Annotated in this window: 13 protein-coding genes; 3 read left to right on the top strand and 10 right to left on the bottom strand. The window is 47.0% G+C overall.

Annotated elements, in window-relative coordinates; all coding sequences use genetic code 11:
- Positions 1–28: 28 nt before the first annotated feature.
- Entirely contained in the window at positions 29–601 is a 573-nt protein-coding gene (locus EII32_RS02360; RefSeq protein ID WP_125233857.1) for a DJ-1 family glyoxalase III, read from the bottom strand.
- Positions 602–767: 166 nt separating this feature from the next.
- Here EII32_RS02360 and EII32_RS02365 point away from each other — a divergent pair, with 166 nt between their 5' ends.
- The gene (locus EII32_RS02365; protein ID WP_125233940.1) at positions 768–1,667 is read left to right on the top strand and encodes an NAD kinase; all 900 of its coding nucleotides are present in this window, start codon (positions 768–770) and stop codon (positions 1,665–1,667) included.
- Between the two features lie 199 nt (positions 1,668–1,866).
- Positions 1,867–3,537 carry an ABC transporter ATP-binding protein gene (locus EII32_RS02370; protein ID WP_125233858.1) on the top strand — a complete coding sequence of 557 codons (1,671 nt, stop codon included), beginning with the start codon at positions 1,867–1,869 and terminating at the stop codon, positions 3,535–3,537.
- A 29-nt stretch (positions 3,538–3,566) separates the two neighbouring features.
- Here EII32_RS02370 and EII32_RS02375 read toward each other — a convergent pair whose 3' ends face one another.
- From EII32_RS02375 to EII32_RS02390, 4 genes are all read right to left on the bottom strand, one after another.
- Positions 3,567–4,637, bottom strand: coding sequence for an acyltransferase family protein (locus EII32_RS02375; protein WP_233582291.1), 1,071 nt, complete (start codon positions 4,635–4,637; stop codon positions 3,567–3,569).
- 33 nt (positions 4,638–4,670) lie between these two features.
- A complete protein-coding gene (locus tag EII32_RS02380) occupies positions 4,671–6,527 on the bottom strand; it encodes a sulfatase-like hydrolase/transferase (RefSeq protein WP_125233859.1) in 1,857 nt (618 codons plus the stop codon).
- A 211-nt stretch (positions 6,528–6,738) separates the two neighbouring features.
- Positions 6,739–7,542 carry a glycosyltransferase family 2 protein gene (locus EII32_RS02385; protein ID WP_125233860.1) on the bottom strand — a complete coding sequence of 268 codons (804 nt, stop codon included), beginning with the start codon at positions 7,540–7,542 and terminating at the stop codon, positions 6,739–6,741.
- Between the two features lie 9 nt (positions 7,543–7,551).
- Entirely contained in the window at positions 7,552–8,796 is a 1,245-nt protein-coding gene (locus tag EII32_RS02390) for a glycosyltransferase (RefSeq protein ID WP_125233861.1), read from the bottom strand.
- Between the two features lie 507 nt (positions 8,797–9,303).
- Between EII32_RS02390 and EII32_RS02395 the strand changes: the two genes are divergently transcribed.
- Positions 9,304–9,519: a hypothetical protein gene (locus EII32_RS02395; protein WP_125233862.1), complete on the top strand. Its 216-nt coding sequence runs from the start codon at positions 9,304–9,306 to the stop codon at positions 9,517–9,519.
- A gap of 16 nt (positions 9,520–9,535) precedes the next feature.
- Here the strand turns inward: EII32_RS02395 and EII32_RS02400 are convergent, their stop codons facing one another.
- The 5 genes from EII32_RS02400 to EII32_RS02420 all read right to left on the bottom strand — a co-directional run bounded on the left by EII32_RS02400 (position 9,536) and on the right by EII32_RS02420 (position 17,248).
- Entirely contained in the window at positions 9,536–10,750 is a 1,215-nt protein-coding gene (locus EII32_RS02400) for a T9SS C-terminal target domain-containing protein (protein ID WP_125233863.1), read from the bottom strand.
- Between the two features lie 564 nt (positions 10,751–11,314).
- A complete protein-coding gene (ispF, locus tag EII32_RS02405; RefSeq protein ID WP_125233864.1) occupies positions 11,315–11,791 on the bottom strand; it encodes a 2-C-methyl-D-erythritol 2,4-cyclodiphosphate synthase in 477 nt (158 codons plus the stop codon).
- A 13-nt stretch (positions 11,792–11,804) separates the two neighbouring features.
- A complete protein-coding gene (porV, locus tag EII32_RS02410; protein ID WP_125233865.1) occupies positions 11,805–12,983 on the bottom strand; it encodes a type IX secretion system outer membrane channel protein PorV in 1,179 nt (392 codons plus the stop codon).
- A 65-nt stretch (positions 12,984–13,048) separates the two neighbouring features.
- Positions 13,049–16,615, bottom strand: a complete 3,567-nt coding sequence (gene porU, locus EII32_RS02415) for a type IX secretion system sortase PorU (protein ID WP_125233866.1) — start codon at positions 16,613–16,615, stop codon at positions 13,049–13,051.
- Positions 16,616–16,630: 15 nt separating this feature from the next.
- Positions 16,631–17,248, bottom strand: a complete 618-nt coding sequence (locus EII32_RS02420; protein WP_125233867.1) for a fumarylacetoacetate hydrolase family protein — start codon at positions 17,246–17,248, stop codon at positions 16,631–16,633.
- Positions 17,249–17,266: the final 18 nt, after the last annotated feature.

Genomic DNA, 17,266 nt, shown 5'->3' on the forward strand with positions numbered 1-17,266 from the left:
CATAAATACTGCTTTTAAAATTTATCTGTCATCGCTTCTCCATCAAATGAACATAGCGCATGCCGTCGGCAACGGCATCGGAAGTGGCACTGTCGGCAAGTCTGCCGAGCAGCGAGTATGCGTAAGGAAGCGCCGCCGCCGGTCCCTCGCCGGTGGTTATGTTGCCGTCTACCGTGAACAATTCGGCGGTATATTCCGCGCCGGTGAGCATCTGTTCAAACCCGGGATAGCATGTGGCACGGCGACCGCGAAGCAATCCAAGACCACCAAGCACCATTGGCGCGGCACATATCGCTGCAATCATCTTGCCTTTTTCCGCCTGACGGAGCAAAGCTTTTTTCACTCCCTCGTGGTCGTTTAGATTGGCAGCACCGGGCATACCGCCGGGCAGCATCAGCAGATCGGCATCGCCAAGCATCGGTTCCGCCTCCTCGAAAGTAAGATCGGTGTGCATCTTAACGCCGTGTGCCGATTCCACGATATTGGTCTCCGTGATGCTTACCGTCTTTATATCAACACCTCCGCGACGCAAAACATCAACGGGAATAATTGCTTCGATGTCCTCGAAACCGTTTGCCATAAACTGAAAAACTTTTGCCATGATAATCATTTTTACTGTCAGAATTACATTGTTTCAATTAAAAACACTACCTTTGCAGGAGTTGGCAGCCGCACGCAATGGCAGAATACCATACCGCAAAGATACGAAAACTTTGCAAAACGGCAAAGGGGTTGGCGACAAAAGTTTTAAAAAACAAACAAGAAAAATGCAACAACAACGGTTTCGATTTGCACTCTTCGGCAACAGTTACCAGCCCCGTGGCGGTGCGGTTGCATACGAATTCATCGACCATGTGAAACGGCGTGGCGGAGAAGTGTGCATAGAAAAAGACTTTTACGGGTATCTGTCGAATCTCGGAAGAATTGCGCTCGGCGAGTTTGACACGTTCGAGGTCGATCAACCCGATGCCGATTTTGTGGTATCGATAGGCGGAGACGGCACGCTGCTTAAGGCGGCAAACCATGTTGGGGAACGCGGACTGCCCATCATCGGGATAAACACCGGGCGACTGGGGTTTCTCGCCGACACCACGGATGCGGAGACAGAGGTTACCGTAAATGCGATTTTCGACGGTAAATTCAACCTTGAAGAGCATGCGGTGATTGAGGTATGCACGGAGAACGGAATTGTTGCAGGCAGTCCGTTCGCGCTCAACGACATCGCCGTACTAAAACGCGACAACGCCTCGATGATTTCAATAACGGCGGCGATAAACGGGGAATATCTCACCACTTACCAGGCCGACGGATTGATTATCTCCACACCAACAGGTTCAACGGCATACTCGCTTTCAAACGGCGGACCGATAATGGCTCCTATGTCCGGAGTGTTGAGTCTGACGGCTGTCGCTCCACACAGTCTCAACGTGCGCCCGATAGTAATTCCCGACAATGCTGAGATTAGTCTGTCGGTGGAAAGCAGGTCGCACAGTTTCCTCATAGCAATAGACGGCCGCTCGGAAAAATGCACCGAAAACACAACCATTACCATCCGCAGGGCACGGCACAACATCAAGATTATGCGACTTGCCGGGCGCAACTACTATTCCACACTGAGAGAGAAAATGATGTGGGGAAGAGACAACAGAGTCGGCAATAAGAGTTGAGCGACAAGCGACAAAGATTGAAAGACAAGCATGGAGGAGTGTATGAAATACACTTTATGGCGATTTTCGATTATGACGGGTTTCACAAATCGACTTTGTCCGGTTGAAAAATTGTTTCCGTATACAAGTCACCCGCAATGCAAAATTAATCTTCACGGTGGTAATTCATAAAGTCCGCCTAATCAATTTCCGAATCAGAATGAAAATAAAGGAACTGCTTAAGATGGAAAACAACCGCTACCCGGCACGCGACATAATACGCTGGTTGTGGCGGGCATGGCGCGGAAACCGCTTGCAGGCGGTGCTCAATGCTTCGCTCGGACTGCTCGGTGTATGCGTAAGTCTCGCGCAGGTGTGGGCAGTGCAAAACGCCATAGACGTGGCATCACACTCTATCGAAGGCTCGTTGTACCTCGCGGTGGCACTGATGGGAGGTCTTGTCATCTGCGACTTTGCCATTCATGTGTCTGCAATATGGGTGCGGAACATACTCGGAATACGTGCACAAAACCGCATGCAACAGCGAATGCTCGACCGGATACTGCGCTCGGAATGGCATGGCAGGGAGCGTTTCCACAGCGGCGACGTCATCAACAGACTCGAAGGCGACATTAACAACGTAGTGATTTTCCTCACAGAGACAATTCCGAACACCCTTTCCGTGCTTGCCATGTTCTTGGGTGCTTTCTTCTATCTCTTCAAAATGGATCATTTTTTGGCGTTGCTAATCATCGCCATGTTGCCGATATTCATTCTTGTGAGCAAAGTATATATGAAGAAAATGCGGAAACTCACCCGAAAGGTGCGCGACAGCGACTCGAAAGTGCAGAGCGTATTGCAAGAAACCGTACAGAACAGAATGCTCATAAAAACCCTCGAAAGCGACTCAATGATGGTTGACAGACTGGAAACCACACAGAGCGAACTGCGCCAAAACGTTGTGAAACGTACAAAGTTCTCGGTTACATCGAACCTTATACTTAACTTCGGATTTGCTCTCGGGTATCTCATTGCATTCCTATGGAGCGCAATGCGAATGTTTAATTACACACTGTCATTCGGCGGAATGACGGCATTCCTGCAATTAGTGGCAAAAATACAGGGGCCGGCACGCTCGCTTACAAAACTCGTGCCGGCATTCGTCAGTGTGTTTACGGCTGCCGAAAGACTCATGGAATTGGAGGAGAACCCTCTTGAGGAACAGGGCGACCCGATAGAGTTGGAAGGACCGTGCGGCGTGCGACTCGACAACGTTTCGTATGCCTATTCTGCCAATGAGCGTTACATATTGAAACGACTTACGTTCGATTTCCCGCCTGGGTCGTGTACCGCAATTCTCGGAGAGACGGGAGCCGGCAAGACAACTCTTGTGCGAATGATACTCGCATTGATACGACCGAATTACGGGAGAGCCTTGATATATAACAAAGAAAAGGAACTCAACCTGTCTCCATTGATGAGATGCAACTTCGTGTATGTGCCGCAGGGAAACACACTGCTTAGCGGAACAATACGCGAGAATCTGCACCTCGGACGCGTAGAGGCAACCGAGGAGGAGATGAACGATGCACTGCGAGAGGCTTGTGCCGATTTCGTTTTCTCGCTGCCAAACGGCATCGACACCGCATGCAGCGAGAGCGGAGGAGGATTAAGCGAAGGACAGGCACAGCGAATTGCCATAGCGCGTGCACTGCTCAGGTGCGGGAGTATCATGCTTTTCGATGAGGCAACAAGTGCGCTCGACCCTGAAACCGAGCGACAACTGCTGAAAAACATACTCGAGAAACACGATAAAACGGTAATCTTTATCACGCACCGACACGCAGTGGTTGAATATTGCGACCACACACTGCATGTTGACAGGATATGAAATACCGTCACACAACATGGTAACACAACCTAAATCTTAGGCTTCGGGATATATTTCAATATATATTGCAGCAACATCGACATGGCAAAAGCCGTGAAAACATAGATGAAAATGCCTGTATATATATCGCTGCGACGATAATGACCGATTATTATTTCACGCGCAAGGGGGTGCATAACGAAAATTGCAGCAGAAAGAGTGCCTGTCCACGAAAAAGGATTTAACAGGAATGGAGGCAGAAGACGCACCGTACTTACTGCACCAATGACGACGAAAGCCGGAGTCCAAAGCCACCAACCGAACCGGAAACTGCCGAACAATACCACCACAAACGACAACAATGTCAATGCCAAATAGCCCGCACGCGGTAACTCACGCCCCCAACGGGCATAGGCAATTCCCATGGCAAAGGGAAGAACTGCACCGAAAAAGTTGTATCTTACGTGGTTGAGGACATTCTCGCCCAACGCGTTCGCAAGCAACTGAACCACCCAACAGAGAACCACGAAGACAACGAGTATCTTCCAACCGCGCCAACGGTTGAACACAAGAACATACAAAGCGTATAACTGTAGCATGAGACCGAAATACCAGTACGGTCCCGGTTTTATCACCTTGTCAGGATACTTGAACACAAAATTTATCACCATTCCCAACTGTGCAAGTATCCTGTCGAAAGAATAGACTACCGCACCGTCGTTGTTTCGCAGGAAATATACCGCAACGAAAACAACGTAACCTATTATCATCAAACGGAAAAGTTTCAGGAAATGATAACGCATGAAAGGCAGAGGAGCAGGCATCGAGAATTGGGCATCGTTGCCATTTCCGTCTTTAATACTTCCTTTCTCGTACTTCTTGACAAGTCCGTAACCACTCACAAAAAGAAAGACCGGCACGCCGTAATGACCGAAGAACGAGAGAATATGTATCAGTATGTCATGGTCTGGCAACGTAAGTTTGTCCCAAAACTGCAACGCTTTGCCAACCGTGAACGTATATTCGTTCTCCTTCACGGCAAAACCGAGCAAATGACAGTAGTTGTGAAGCATTATGCCGAGTATGGCAATGCCGCGCAAAGCGTTATTTCTTATATCCATTGTTGATTGTCATTAAAAAAACATTCTACGCATTCATTTCTCTTTCACCTTCTCAAGTTTGTCATAGTCGGTGGTTTTCTTCAGAATCCTCGGGCGTTTCTCGTCGTATTCTTCGCTCAAAACATCGAGCGAGGAACGATACCATCGGGTGTGGATTCCGCCCAGACGAAGCAGCGAATGAGGCAGCGCGTCTGTCATATAACGTTTCTTCGCGGCGGCATTCAGCATCTTTACCATTTCCGGACGGGCATCGCGGTAACGGGCAGAACACCAGAACCACATCGGTATATCAAACTCCTCTCGGGCAAGTCGGGCAGTAATATCCGTGCTGTGCATACGCCCGAAGAAATGCACATTGCCCCCGTAGCACTCCTCGCCATGATCGGGGACGTATATCACTATCGCATCTTTGTCCTCGAAACGTTTCAATATTTCGTCCATTATCGAGTCGTTGTAAAGTACGGCATTGTCATAGTCTGCCATTATTTGCTTCTCCTTGTTCGAGAAACCTTTGCGCCGGTAGTCTTCCTTACGGAAATGTTTCTGCTTGTCCGGTACCCGCGAGGCATATTTCACATGTTGTCCCATGAGATGTAGGATAATAAGGTTGTGCTCTCTGTCGGTCTTTTTGAGATTGTCATATTCCGTAACGACACCTGCATCGAAAGCATGCAGTTTTGTGTTGCGCGTGTCGAACATTGCACGGCTCAACGTCTCGTTGTTAAGGAAGAAGCCTCCGCTGAAATCATACACTGCCTCCTTCGCTTTCGGCAGAAACTGATTGGTAATGAAAGTGACATGATAGCCGGCACGGCGGAACAGTTCGGGGAAGAGCGGATAGTCGCACCAGTCGCCCTTGTCGCCCACGGCATACATCGAGAATATGTACTTAAAGACATAACTAGTGAGATTCCAAGGGGATATGGCATCGTTCATCTTTATCAGTTCGCCACGCCGGTCACGTTCCACCTGTCGCGGAGTGGTGGGCTTTTCGTAACCGTACAACTGCGAATGGTGACGGTTGTAACTCTCGCCTATGACAAGTACTATATTGGGCGATGCGAAACTGCAACTGTCAACGCGTGCCTCATCGATGCCGTCGATGAGCCGTGCCACCTGCCGCGACGTAAGTCTGTTGGCATAGATACTGAATACGAGGCGGTAAAGAGGCTGGTAAAGGTTGGCACATGTCTTCTCGGTGAGTTCGTGTTCTATGTCGCCTATGTTGTCGTATGACATCAGCCGGTGTTCCGCCCGTTTGTTTTCCAAACACGACGAGAGAGAATATGCAAACAAGAGTATAACCGACAGCGACACGGCGGGATACAGATAATAAACTGGCGAATACCTCGTCGCAGCACAATGCCAAAAAGTTTCAATACGGTACAACAGCTCGTTTTTCTTTTCTTTCAGGAAAATGCAAGACAGCGAAAGTGCAATATGAACCGCCATTACGAGCAACACCCACCCCAAACGGCTCAAAACAATTGACGGTCGGACGTACGAACGCAGAAACTCGGCAGCCTCGCCACTGTTGGTCTCGCCTACAAGAAGCAACATGGTAGGTGTCAGAGTGGAGTCGAAATTCACGAAACAATACACATCCGCCATGGCAACGGCATACGCAGCAATGTAGAACGAGCGCCGAACCCACCGCCTAACTTTCTCCGGTATGAGCGAAAGAACGATACAGAGGAGGTAAACATCAACGAAAAGTTCCTGCCACCAGAACTCGAAAACATGCGCTCCCCGCCGTTCGGGAAGCACTGCGTAGGTGCATACCGTGCCGAGGACATACATCATAACAAAGAAAACAAAGTTTTTCCTTATCGGGACAGTCGCCGTGCCGAGCAATCTTATGATAACATGGAATATCTTCACATTCGCCATTTTCGCCGCAAAATTACAGCAACTTTGCCTAATGGCAAAATTTTACATCATCAAATATAAAAGATTTAATACTGCGACGGTTGGCAATTTCGGCTGAATTGTTCACCAAAACCGCCGAAATTGAAAAGCAAATTCGCCGAAATTGTAAAGTAAAACAGGCGGTTTTACAGACCGAAGAGACATGCCACGGAAAGAATAAGCGTGCCGTTTGTCAGCCGGCAAGCCGTCTCTTCAAGTCGCGAAATGCGAAACACACATGCATGAAGAGTGTGGTAAACGTGCCATAGTGCCGGCACATTACGTCGTAGCGTTCTTTAAGCGAGGCACGGTGGTTTTGAGTCGTCCGGCCTTCTTGCAGATAATGTGCGACCACCTGATTTACATTGACCATGGGAAGAGCGTTGCGCTCGGCGTCTTTCATAATCTGGATACACCAGTCAACATCTGCAGAATACTTGTATTTGAGGTTATAGGTAATGCGTGCGGCTATGTCTGCACGGGCATAGAAAGCCTGATGACAAACAAGCATGCCTTTGACAAACGAACGCCACGACAGCCGTCGGGGAGCAGACAAATGTCTGTGACACACAAAATTGCCGCCGGCATCATATATGTCGGTATCCCCGTAAATAACCGCCGGCAGCAGTCGCCTCTCATTCTCTTTAACGTCGAGGCATGCTTTTTCTGTAATCTCCGCAAGCGTGCGGGGCGAGGCAAAAGTATCGCCGGCATTCATAAAAAGGACGTAGTTGCCCGTTGCCCGCTCCAGCCCTTTGTTCATGGCATCGTAAATGCCGCTGTCGGGTTCGGAGTTTATTAAAACGCAGTGACCGTTGCATGCCTCGTCCGACCGCAAGCGGTATTCCTCGGCAACGGCGAGGGTTCCGTCCGTGGAAGCCCCGTCCACTATTATATGTTCCACCGCGGGATATGTCTGTCCGGCAACACTTTCGAACGTGCGTCCCGATACCTCCGCGGCATTGTATGTTACGGTTATTATGCTGAATGTAATCATCTTCAAATTCTATTTCATCAACTTGTAAATGTCTATATACTGTTGTGCCACCACACTCTCGGAATATCTATCAATCACATCGCGACGCAATGCCATGCGGTCTGCCAGACCGTCGAGAGCAGCCCACACTATACCTTCGGCAAGGCTCTGCGAGTCTTTCCACCGAGCGAGATAGCCGTTCTCTCGATGACGCACTATGTCGGTTTGTCCGCTGTTATCGAACGTAACGGGCAGACATCCGCATGCCAATGCTTCGATGAGGGTCTGCCCGAAGGTTTCGTACAGAGATGAAGAAACCACACAGTTGGCGGCAGAATACATCATGGACAACTTCTCGTCACCCTTCACATAGCCGTCATATATATAATGTATTGGGAAATCGTGCAGTACCGACTCGTCTTTAATGCCCCCGAAGAGCAGCAGACAGAGGTCGTCTTTCGGCAACATTCCATTATCAATTATATGTCTTATTGCCTCGCGAAGAAAATTAAATCCTTTAATTTTATTATCTATTCGCGCTGCACCGAACATCACGACATACTTTTGCCTGATGCCGAGACGGCGGCGGGAGTCATCGCGTGGAAAAAGTCGGAAGCGCGAAAGAGACAACACGTTGGGAACGACACGAACGTCACGGTCTGCCAACAGTGCACTTTGTCGTGCCTCACGTTGCAGCCATGTGCTCACGGCAACAAAACTCACGTCTGTCCCCGAGAGCATTTTCTGTTTCCGGACGAACACCTTTCGCGATAAATCTTTCTCGTGGGAGAAACGCAGAAAAGGGCATCTTCCGCACCGTTCGACAAAGCGGCGGCACTCGTGTGCATAGTGACAGATTGCCGTGAGTTGCCACATGTCGTGCATGGTCCATACCACGGGCTTGCCACTGCGGAGTATTTTTCCCATGTCGCCGAGCGAGAGCATTCCCTGATTTACCCAGTGCAGGTGTATGATGTCTGCATCGCGGAATGCTTTCGTGCGGGTAATGTCTTGTCCGGTATTGGCTATCGACACCGTGAAAAGGTTGTCTCGGGAAAACATGTTTGAGACGAAAATACGCATACGCTCCCACAGAAAATTCCATTTCTGCCGCAATCTCCCCGGCAACAGTTCCACGAACGGGGTTTCCGTAAGACGTTCTCGCACAAGCATTCGCGCCTCGACACCGTTGTTGTTGAGGGCTTCGGCAAGTCTTCTGGCAGCCGTCGAGGCTCCGCCACTCGCATCGCTCGTGTTCACTATCAATACTTTCATCTGCTATTTTACCCCTCGAATGGGCTTTTAAAACATAAAGCAAAGGTACTCCTAATTTATGTAAAAACAAAACGAAAACGACATTTTAGTCATTGTTTCCGCACACAACGGATTGATTTACCTCAAGAAAAGCACTAAAAGCAATAAATATCCGGCATGTATGTTGCGTGTAATTCATAATAGTCATACCTTTGCACCGTCAAAAAAAGACAGAATGTTTAGGTTAGTAGTAAAATATTTAGGTTTTTAGTTATTGAATTAAGGTAAGTTTTTCATGATTGTAAAAGGTTGACAAGGGGAGTCGCGAGACTGCCTTTCGATCAGCAGAGGTTTTTTAGTTAAACATATTTTTTACGCGCCACAGTTCGATGAGAATTGCTGCGCGTTTTTTATTTGGAAGAGAATTATATCGTAATTATATAAAAAACAAAACTCCGGGAAAGCAATAAAAATCTTTCCCGGAATTTATTTAACCCAAATCGGTCATCAGACCGCATTTGCTTAGATTTGCCATTGCCGTTACGCTTCCCAACTGCTTTAGCCCGCTTGCTGACATCTGCGCAGCCGTTTCATCTCGATGTAGCCCGCTACGCCTTCGATGAAACGGCTGCACATCTGCTCAACAATCGAACAAAATCAGTTGAAGGTTCTAATGACCGATTTGGGTTTAAAAGGTTTAATGGTTCATATAATGAATTGGGAAAAATCAAAGGCGAACCGTGAACTTCTGTTTTGGAAATTATCTTTTAATGAATTTCGCTGTTTTTCCACCTATTTCGAGCACATAAAGTCCGGCATTAAGTTTGCCGACACCGATGTTTTGGCGGACATCTGTGACTATTTCGCTGTAAATAATAACACCCGTGGCACTGAATATTGACAAACGTTTGCCAACAAGTTCGGCAGGAATATTGACCGATAGAACGTTTCCATTCACCGTAACAACTATATTTGCATCATCTGCAACGGTCGTATCGATAACTGTGCTAATAGGTACTTCTTCATAAGTTACGACCGACTCTGTCGAAATTTCACCCGTTACTGCGTGCGTGAAATACTTTTCAATGGGCAATTCTCTGAAAAGTGTGCAGTTTACCGGGCCTAATAAAACCCAGTCTCCCTCGGCTCCCTCTAATGGCATGAAGGTCTCCGAAGCCTTCTTGGATTTGTCATAAGTGAATGACTTCATAAAGTCTTCACGTCCAGACTCTATTATGTCACCTTCTTCATCATAAACCCAACTCCATATTATATCACCAGAGTCGGCATTGTAGGCCGAGCCACAAATTTTGCTTATTGCCGTGCGTCGACCTTTATCGTCATAAGTAAATTCTTCATACCATATCAGTTCATTTCCCGGAAGGAACTGGCTGACTTTCGAAACCTTTCCAATTTCATTGTATTCCACTCTGCATATACGTCCAATGTTCTCTTCCAACATCTCCAATATGTAATCATATTGGCGTATTTCTGCATTTGTCAAACGATTCTCCGAGTCATAGTTGAACAAAACTATAACATCTTCGGTGAGTACAAGATTGTCCGGATCGGGGCCATGAAGAGTGTAACGGTGGTACTCCAAAGGATATCCCTTTTCGTTTCTTACATATACCTCCTTGTGCGTTACAATTTTTTCAGTTCCGTAAGCATTAATTTCCACGTTCTCTTTTTTTACGAGATAACCATTCTTGTCATAAGAATAATTGGAAGTAATTAAATTTTCACTGTTCTGCTCACCACTTTCTTCACGGATGAGAAGTCCGTTGTCGTCGTAGGTGTATGTCGTTTTCATCTCGTATTGAGTGTCTTTCCACGCAATTACGGATTTCATACGGTATTTGCAGACGGCAGGATCGGCTTTGAAATAATTTGGTGCCATCTTAACTTGTGCCGATGCACTGTAAAACGTTGAGAGCAATAATGCTCCAATAACAAATGGTAATTTTTTAATCATGTGTTTTTTATTTAATGTAAATATAAATGTTAGTAAAAGCAAGCATGTATCTTATTCATTTCGTTACATATAAGTATCAGACTTCAGGCTGTGTTTATTTTCTTTGGTTTTTCTCGTATCCACAAGGTTGTAACACACACATTTCAAGGCATGACATTACCGTGGGCAACTTTATTTTCATTTAATTTTAAAATTAATCAATAGTTTATTTCTTAAATATTGTCGGCAAAGTTAAAAACAATTACAGATACCCACAATACTAAAAAGGTAGTATATTTATTCTTGCGGCATACATACGCACTTGCAATAATTGAATAGCAAGTGTTTGATTTATATGCTTTTACATAAACATAACAATTAATCGTTAATGACGAATAATTAATCGTTAATAGGTAGTCAGGTATTAACAATCAAACGTAATATGCGATAACACCTGTTTAATCTTTGTCTTTATTCTTTTAATAGTATAATGTGTCATTGATTTTTCCGGCAAAAAAGGCAGGATTCAGACCTGCCATAAACGTATTATTTATATTCCCAATGCCGGAAAAAGGAACTTATGAGTTATTCCTTTTCTATCAGTACGGTGGCAAATGCCGACATACCTTCCTCGCGTCCGGTAAATCCGAGACGTTCTGTTGTCGTCGCCTTTATGGATATGTTGTCCTCGTCGGTATTCATTATTTCGGCAAGACATTTCTTCATTGCCGGCACATGCGGGTTCAGTTTCGGATGCTCTGCGCATATCGTTGCATCAAGGTTGCCAAAGCGATAGCCCTTTGTGGCAATGAGTTTCATTGTCTCGCGCAGCAATATTTTACTGTCTATTCCGTCTGTTTCGGCAGCGGTGTCAGGCCAGTGCCAACCGATGTCGCGCATGTTGGCAGCCCCGAGCAACGCGTCACAGATTACATGTATCAGCACATCGGCATCGCTATGCCCTAATAATCCTTTACAATGTGGTATCTTTATGCCGCCAAGCCATAGGTCGCGCCCCTCAACCAAACGGTGAACATCATATCCAAAACCAACTCGTATCATAAACAATTCAATATTATCTGCGGTGGAACAAGTCTTTTATGCCGTCCATATCGAACGTTAGCGAGAAGCGCAGAGTCTGGTCGAGCGGGTTGCTTTTTGCCGTGGCAATAACATATCCGGCATCGAGTGAGAAGACACTCATGCGGAAACCGGCTCCAACGGTAAAGTACTTTCTGTTTCCCTTGTTCTCGCTCTCATGGTGGTAGCCTGCCCGTAATGAAAATTTGTCATTATAGATGTATTCCGCTCCCAAACTCCATTGTATCTCCTGCAATTCTTCGCTGATGCCGTTGGGTGCATCTCCGAAACTCTTGAATATACCGCTTATCGACGAAACATCGTAGTATTCGCGCAACACACGATCCTCGTAGTCCGACTTTGCCTCACCGTCTTTTATCTTCGGGTATGTCGGAACGAGCAGTTTGTTTGCATCTGCGGCTATTGTGAAACGGTTATATTCGTCTATCGGCACCATAAGCGATGCTCCGAGACGCAGGTTTGTCGGTATGAACTCGCTGCGGTTGTCGTCTCCGAAGTTTATCTTCGAACCGATGTTACTTATGTTCATGCCCAAACCCAACTGACACTCGCGCTGTCCGAGGTTGATATAGTTCTGATAATACATTGAAAGGTCTGCCGCGAATGCCGACCCGGGGGCGGTATCCTCGTTGTAATTGTATGTCAGATCACTGTAAATCCAACGCACTCCGGCACCAAGGGAGAATGTCTCGCTTAACATTAGTGAGTATGCAACGTCGAAAGACATCTCGTAAGGGTTGATTGTAAGGTTGTTGTTAGAATTCGGTGCCGAGTCCATAATTACCTCTCCGAGCGAGAAATAACGCAGTGATGCACTTACGGCAGAATAGTCGCCGATACGATAATATCCGGAAAGATAAGCCAAGTCCATGTCGCTTACGAGTTGTCTCAGCCAAGGAGTGTAGTTTAGCGCCACTCCCGCCCGACCTATCGTGAACGGATATTTGGCAGGGTTCCAGTATTGCGAGTTCACGTCGGGATCCGTGGCAACACCCACATCGCCCATTCCTGCGGAGCGTGCATCGGGAGCAATGCTCTGCGACGTTACCGAGGTATTTACCGGATTGAAAAAGTTCTTCTTGTCCTGCGCTCTCAGCCCTACGGTTGCGAGCAATGTCAGCGCAATGAAAATTATCCTTGTTTTTCGGTTCATCTTACTATGATTTTTCACGATGCACTTTTTTGTACATCATCTATATTAACTATGTTATGATGTTTTTATTGTGTTATCACGAGTTTCTTTGCTTTCGATACCTTGCTGCTTCCGTCGGCACTTATGCGCACACGGTACAGATATACTCCCGTCTTAAGCCGTTCGCCTCCGTCAATGGTAAGGTTCCAGTCCATGGTATATGAGCCTGCCGACGTAACCCCTTTGTCGGTATATGTCCATAGATGTCTGCCGCTTATGTCGAAAATATCGATGTTAACGTCAAGTTTGTTCCCCATGTAGTCGTGACTTACGATGAACGTTGTTGCGTTCGATGCCGGATTTTTGGTACAGTTAATGTCGAAAAGAGTCGGTGCCAATCCGTGTACCACATTGAATGAGAGTTCTGCAGTTGACGAATTATTCAGAATGTCCCATGCACGGAATCTCAGTTTGTGCGGTCCTTCTTTCAATTCCGGCAACGCATAGGAGGTTTTTCCCGATGTATAAGAGCCGAACTCGTACTCGAAATTGTCGTTGAGATTGAACGTTAGCGACATCTCTCCGTCTATAACGAGTTCGAGGTCGTGTCCGATGCCGTTTCCGGAGGTGTTTATCCCGTCCTTGTCCGTTATCTGTGCCACGAAAAACGGTGTGGCATTAACTTTCCCACCGTTGACGAATGCCGGCGAGTTAAGGTAGCAATATATCGACGGTCCTATCGAGTCGTTGCCCGTGGCGACGGTTTCTCCGAGCGTGAATTTATCCGTACTTCCGTTTGCCATCTCGGTTTTCTCGTTATTTACGGCATATAAATTTATCAATCCCTGTTCGTTTGTATAACTCATATCCATAGGCACGGCGAAAGAGAATGCGAACTTTCCATCTTTCACATTGTCCGAACCATTGAACAAAACTTTCTTACGGTCATAAAACTCGAATGCTTTTGAGGTATTAGGATCCTGCTGTTTGCATTTTACGAGAACCTTGCTGTCGCGCACGATGGCAGTCAGAAGTCCGTTAAAATCAGTACATTCAGCCCCCGAACGTTCAATGTGCCCTTCCACCTTTGCCACACTTCCGGCTTTCAGCTTCGGCATTACGCCCTCTTGCAGGTCAACTCCGTTTATACGATCCACCACCGCTTTCAGTGTCGGTAGTTTCAGAGCGAGTGCCGGGTCGCCGAGCAATGAGTATTGCAATTTGTTGGCAGTTCTGTCTTTTCCGTTTGTTATAAGTTCGTTCTTTGCCAGCCGTTGCGCCTCTCCGAGTGTGTTCGGTCTGCCGTCTGTGTATCCGAGTGCATATTTCAAGAAGGCAAGGTTTATCACCTTATTGCGTGTAACGAACACCGTCCGGGTTGTTCCGTAGAACGCCACGGCACCTCCCTTTGGGGCAAATATTGATGCCTCACCGATATTTTCCTCCACACCATCGAAAGGGGCTACGTCACATGATGCCGTGATCCAAAGCGGCAGGTTGTGACATTCGGTTTCCTTAAAATCCTTGAGTCTTATAACACCCTCGTGACTCAACTGCCATGCGCTTCCGTGACCGCAGTAATCCATTACCAATGCTCCACGCTTCTGCTGCTGCAATATGTCTGCCGTTGCTCCCGGGAAAGTATTTCCCGTAGAACTGCTTTGCACCTGATAGGCATCCAGCATCACACGTTGCACCACCATTCCCGGCTGTTGAGCCTCGGTTTGTAGTGCCGCATCTTCCGAATCTTCCATGTGAATATTACCGTTTCCGTCGTCTCCCATGAACATTACCACGTTCTGCCACGCCCCGGCATTGACATTATTGATGTAGTTGATGGTTTTATCCACCATTATTTTTGCTTCGATTTCATTCCGTGCCGGAATACGTCCCACGGCAATATCGTGCAGATCCTGTTTGAGCAGATCTGCCCCCTCACCATCGTCGAGTACGCAGAAGAAACCGTCGTCTATGTAACATTCGGTATGGCTGAACGAGTTTTCGCTCTCGTAACACAACAGGAAATCGTTCACGGAATAGTTCCTGAAATCGCTTATTCTCATCCTGTTGTCCCATGCACAGTCTCCGAACAGTATCAAATATCTCGGCATGTCTGCCTCGTTTTCCGCTCTGTCGTACAGCATTTTCAGGTATCTGCGATACGCATTTGCATCCGGTGTTCCCGATGCGAACTCGTTGTACAGTTCGTCTGCCGGCACAACTTTCACTTTCATATTGTCGTATTTCTCATGGAAAGTGGCAAGACGAAGTGCTTGTTCCGTAAGTTTTCCAGATGTGGGAACTATTATTACCATGTTTATGTTGCGGTCGGCATGCAGGTTTTGGTTTGTTATGTTGTGCACATATTCTGCCTGTGGGAATGCCGCCGAGGCAATATCCGGTTCCGGTGCGGGGTCGTCCGTGTGTAATGAAATATAGTCGAGACGTGCCGGACCGCCGTCTTTCACAATAATCTTTACTTTGTTCTCGTCCTGCAATCCGTCTATATTAAATTCTGCTTCGGTGGCATGTCCCACTTCATAAATAATCGGTCGCACACCAATACTTCCCACAGTCTTGCCGTTTATCTCAATATCCACATTTGTTTTCTTCCCTGCCGAAACTACCACTTTTATATTTCCCCTTTCCGATTTCCCTTTCCTTGCAATGGTGTAGGTTTTGTCATCACCGGCATTTATCGGAGAGTTCTCATACAGGTTGCGTCCTCCGTGGAACCATGCGTAGTTGTCTATCTCGTGAAGACTGTTGTAGTCGTCCGGCTTAGGGTAATTCTCTTTCATGAATTCTTCTGCCGAGACACTCATCGGTGCATCTTCCGACTGCGTTATAAGGTAATATCCGTAGTCGGAGTAGGGATTGCGCACACGTTTTTTTCCGTCCTCCCAACTTACCGGTCCTTGTGCATAGAACAATCGGCGACCGTTTACCGTACATGTTGGTACTTCCTTCAGGTCATCGAGAGCCACGAGTTCATCGCCCACGAGTTTTTCGTTCTGCAATGCACCTCCATACCCGTAGATTTTCACTCGTTCGGGGTTGGAGAAACCTGCACGTTTTATCACTTCATTGGTAAGTTGATGAATGCCGCTTCCGGACACCCTTATCTTTGCCCATCGTCCTGTTGCGAGCAGCGATTTTTCTGCATATCTCTCTGCTTTTGGCACAGCGGCTTTTGCCATTATGTGTCTCACATCGTTCTTTGCGACACTTGCTTTCACGCGCAACATGAAACTTACAACCTTCCGATACTTGCCGTCGCGATACACGATGGGCGTAAATCCTGCCTTAAGTATTCCTTTTTTGCGTTCCGTAACCACGCTGCTGATAATCTCGGGCATTGCCGGCGGCAGTTCGTCGTCAATGAGTTTGTATGCCTCTATGTCTTTCTCCGACATGTCGTAAAACTCCGGATAAACAATTTCCACCGTATATACAGAGTCAACATAGTTGTCGCCCAAACGTTGACTGTAACCGAAATACGGCAGCACGGAGTCTATCTTCACCTCGTCGGCGGTAAGATTGAAGAAACGTGTCTGTGCCGATACCGGCATATACGAAAGCAAAAGAAGCAGCAACAGCCCCGCTCCCGACACTTTACATTTATAAGATAATGTTATATTCCGTATGCTCATCATATCAAATATTTATCACTTCACGTTGAACTCGAGTACTTTTCTTTCCTCGATATAGCCGGTAATATGGTCGTCGATACTTACCGATCCCACTCCCGCGGGAGTGCCTGTATAAATCATGTCGCCGGTTTTCAGTGTAAAAAAACTACTTATAAAACTTACGATCCGGTCAATCTTAAATATCATATCGCCGGAAAATCCTTGTTGAACGGTCGTCCCATTAATGTCGAGACGAAAGTGCAGAGCCTGCACGTCAAGGAATTTTTCCTTGTCAACCCACTCCCCTATCGTTGCCGCACCGTCGAAACCTTTGCACAATTCCCATGGTTTGCCGGCGGCACGCAACCGTTGCTGTAGGTCTCGGGCGGTAAAGTCGACACCTACTGTTACCGCATCATAGTATCGGTGGGCAAAACGTTCCGGAATGCCTTTGCCAAGACGGCATATTCTAACCACCAACTCTGCCTCGTAATCCACTCTTCCGAGGTGGTTCGGCACGAAAAACGGCTTGCCGTCTTTCAGCAATGCCGAGTCTGCTTTGGTAAAAACCACCGGCTCTTCAGGTATATATAACGCGCCATCGAGTTCTTTATTGTGCTGCGCGTAGTTCATTCCTATTGCAAAAATCTTCATTTTGTCAGAGATTAGTCA

This window comes from Prevotella sp. OH937_COT-195 (assembly GCF_003932845.1).
Lineage (GTDB): Bacteria > Bacteroidota > Bacteroidia > Bacteroidales > Bacteroidaceae > Prevotella.

What these genes read in the sequence shown, in the direction of transcription:
- EII32_RS02360 (WP_125233857.1), bottom strand. Translation starts at nt 601, where the DNA reads ATGGCAAAAGTTTTTCAGTTTATGGCAAACGGTTTCGAGGACATCGAA.
- EII32_RS02365 (WP_125233940.1), top strand. Translation starts at nt 768, where the DNA reads ATGCAACAACAACGGTTTCGATTTGCACTCTTCGGCAACAGTTACCAG.
- EII32_RS02370 (WP_125233858.1), top strand. Translation starts at nt 1,867, where the DNA reads ATGAAAATAAAGGAACTGCTTAAGATGGAAAACAACCGCTACCCGGCA.
- EII32_RS02375 (WP_233582291.1), bottom strand. Translation starts at nt 4,637, where the DNA reads ATGGATATAAGAAATAACGCTTTGCGCGGCATTGCCATACTCGGCATA.
- EII32_RS02380 (WP_125233859.1), bottom strand. Translation starts at nt 6,527, where the DNA reads ATGGCGAATGTGAAGATATTCCATGTTATCATAAGATTGCTCGGCACG.
- EII32_RS02385 (WP_125233860.1), bottom strand. Translation starts at nt 7,542, where the DNA reads ATGATTACATTCAGCATAATAACCGTAACATACAATGCCGCGGAGGTA.
- EII32_RS02390 (WP_125233861.1), bottom strand. Translation starts at nt 8,796, where the DNA reads ATGAAAGTATTGATAGTGAACACGAGCGATGCGAGTGGCGGAGCCTCG.
- EII32_RS02400 (WP_125233863.1), bottom strand. Translation starts at nt 10,750, where the DNA reads ATGATTAAAAAATTACCATTTGTTATTGGAGCATTATTGCTCTCAACG.
- ispF (WP_125233864.1), bottom strand. Translation starts at nt 11,791, where the DNA reads ATGATACGAGTTGGTTTTGGATATGATGTTCACCGTTTGGTTGAGGGG.
- porV (WP_125233865.1), bottom strand. Translation starts at nt 12,983, where the DNA reads ATGAACCGAAAAACAAGGATAATTTTCATTGCGCTGACATTGCTCGCA.
- porU (WP_125233866.1), bottom strand. Translation starts at nt 16,615, where the DNA reads ATGAGCATACGGAATATAACATTATCTTATAAATGTAAAGTGTCGGGA.
- EII32_RS02420 (WP_125233867.1), bottom strand. Translation starts at nt 17,248, where the DNA reads ATGAAGATTTTTGCAATAGGAATGAACTACGCGCAGCACAATAAAGAA.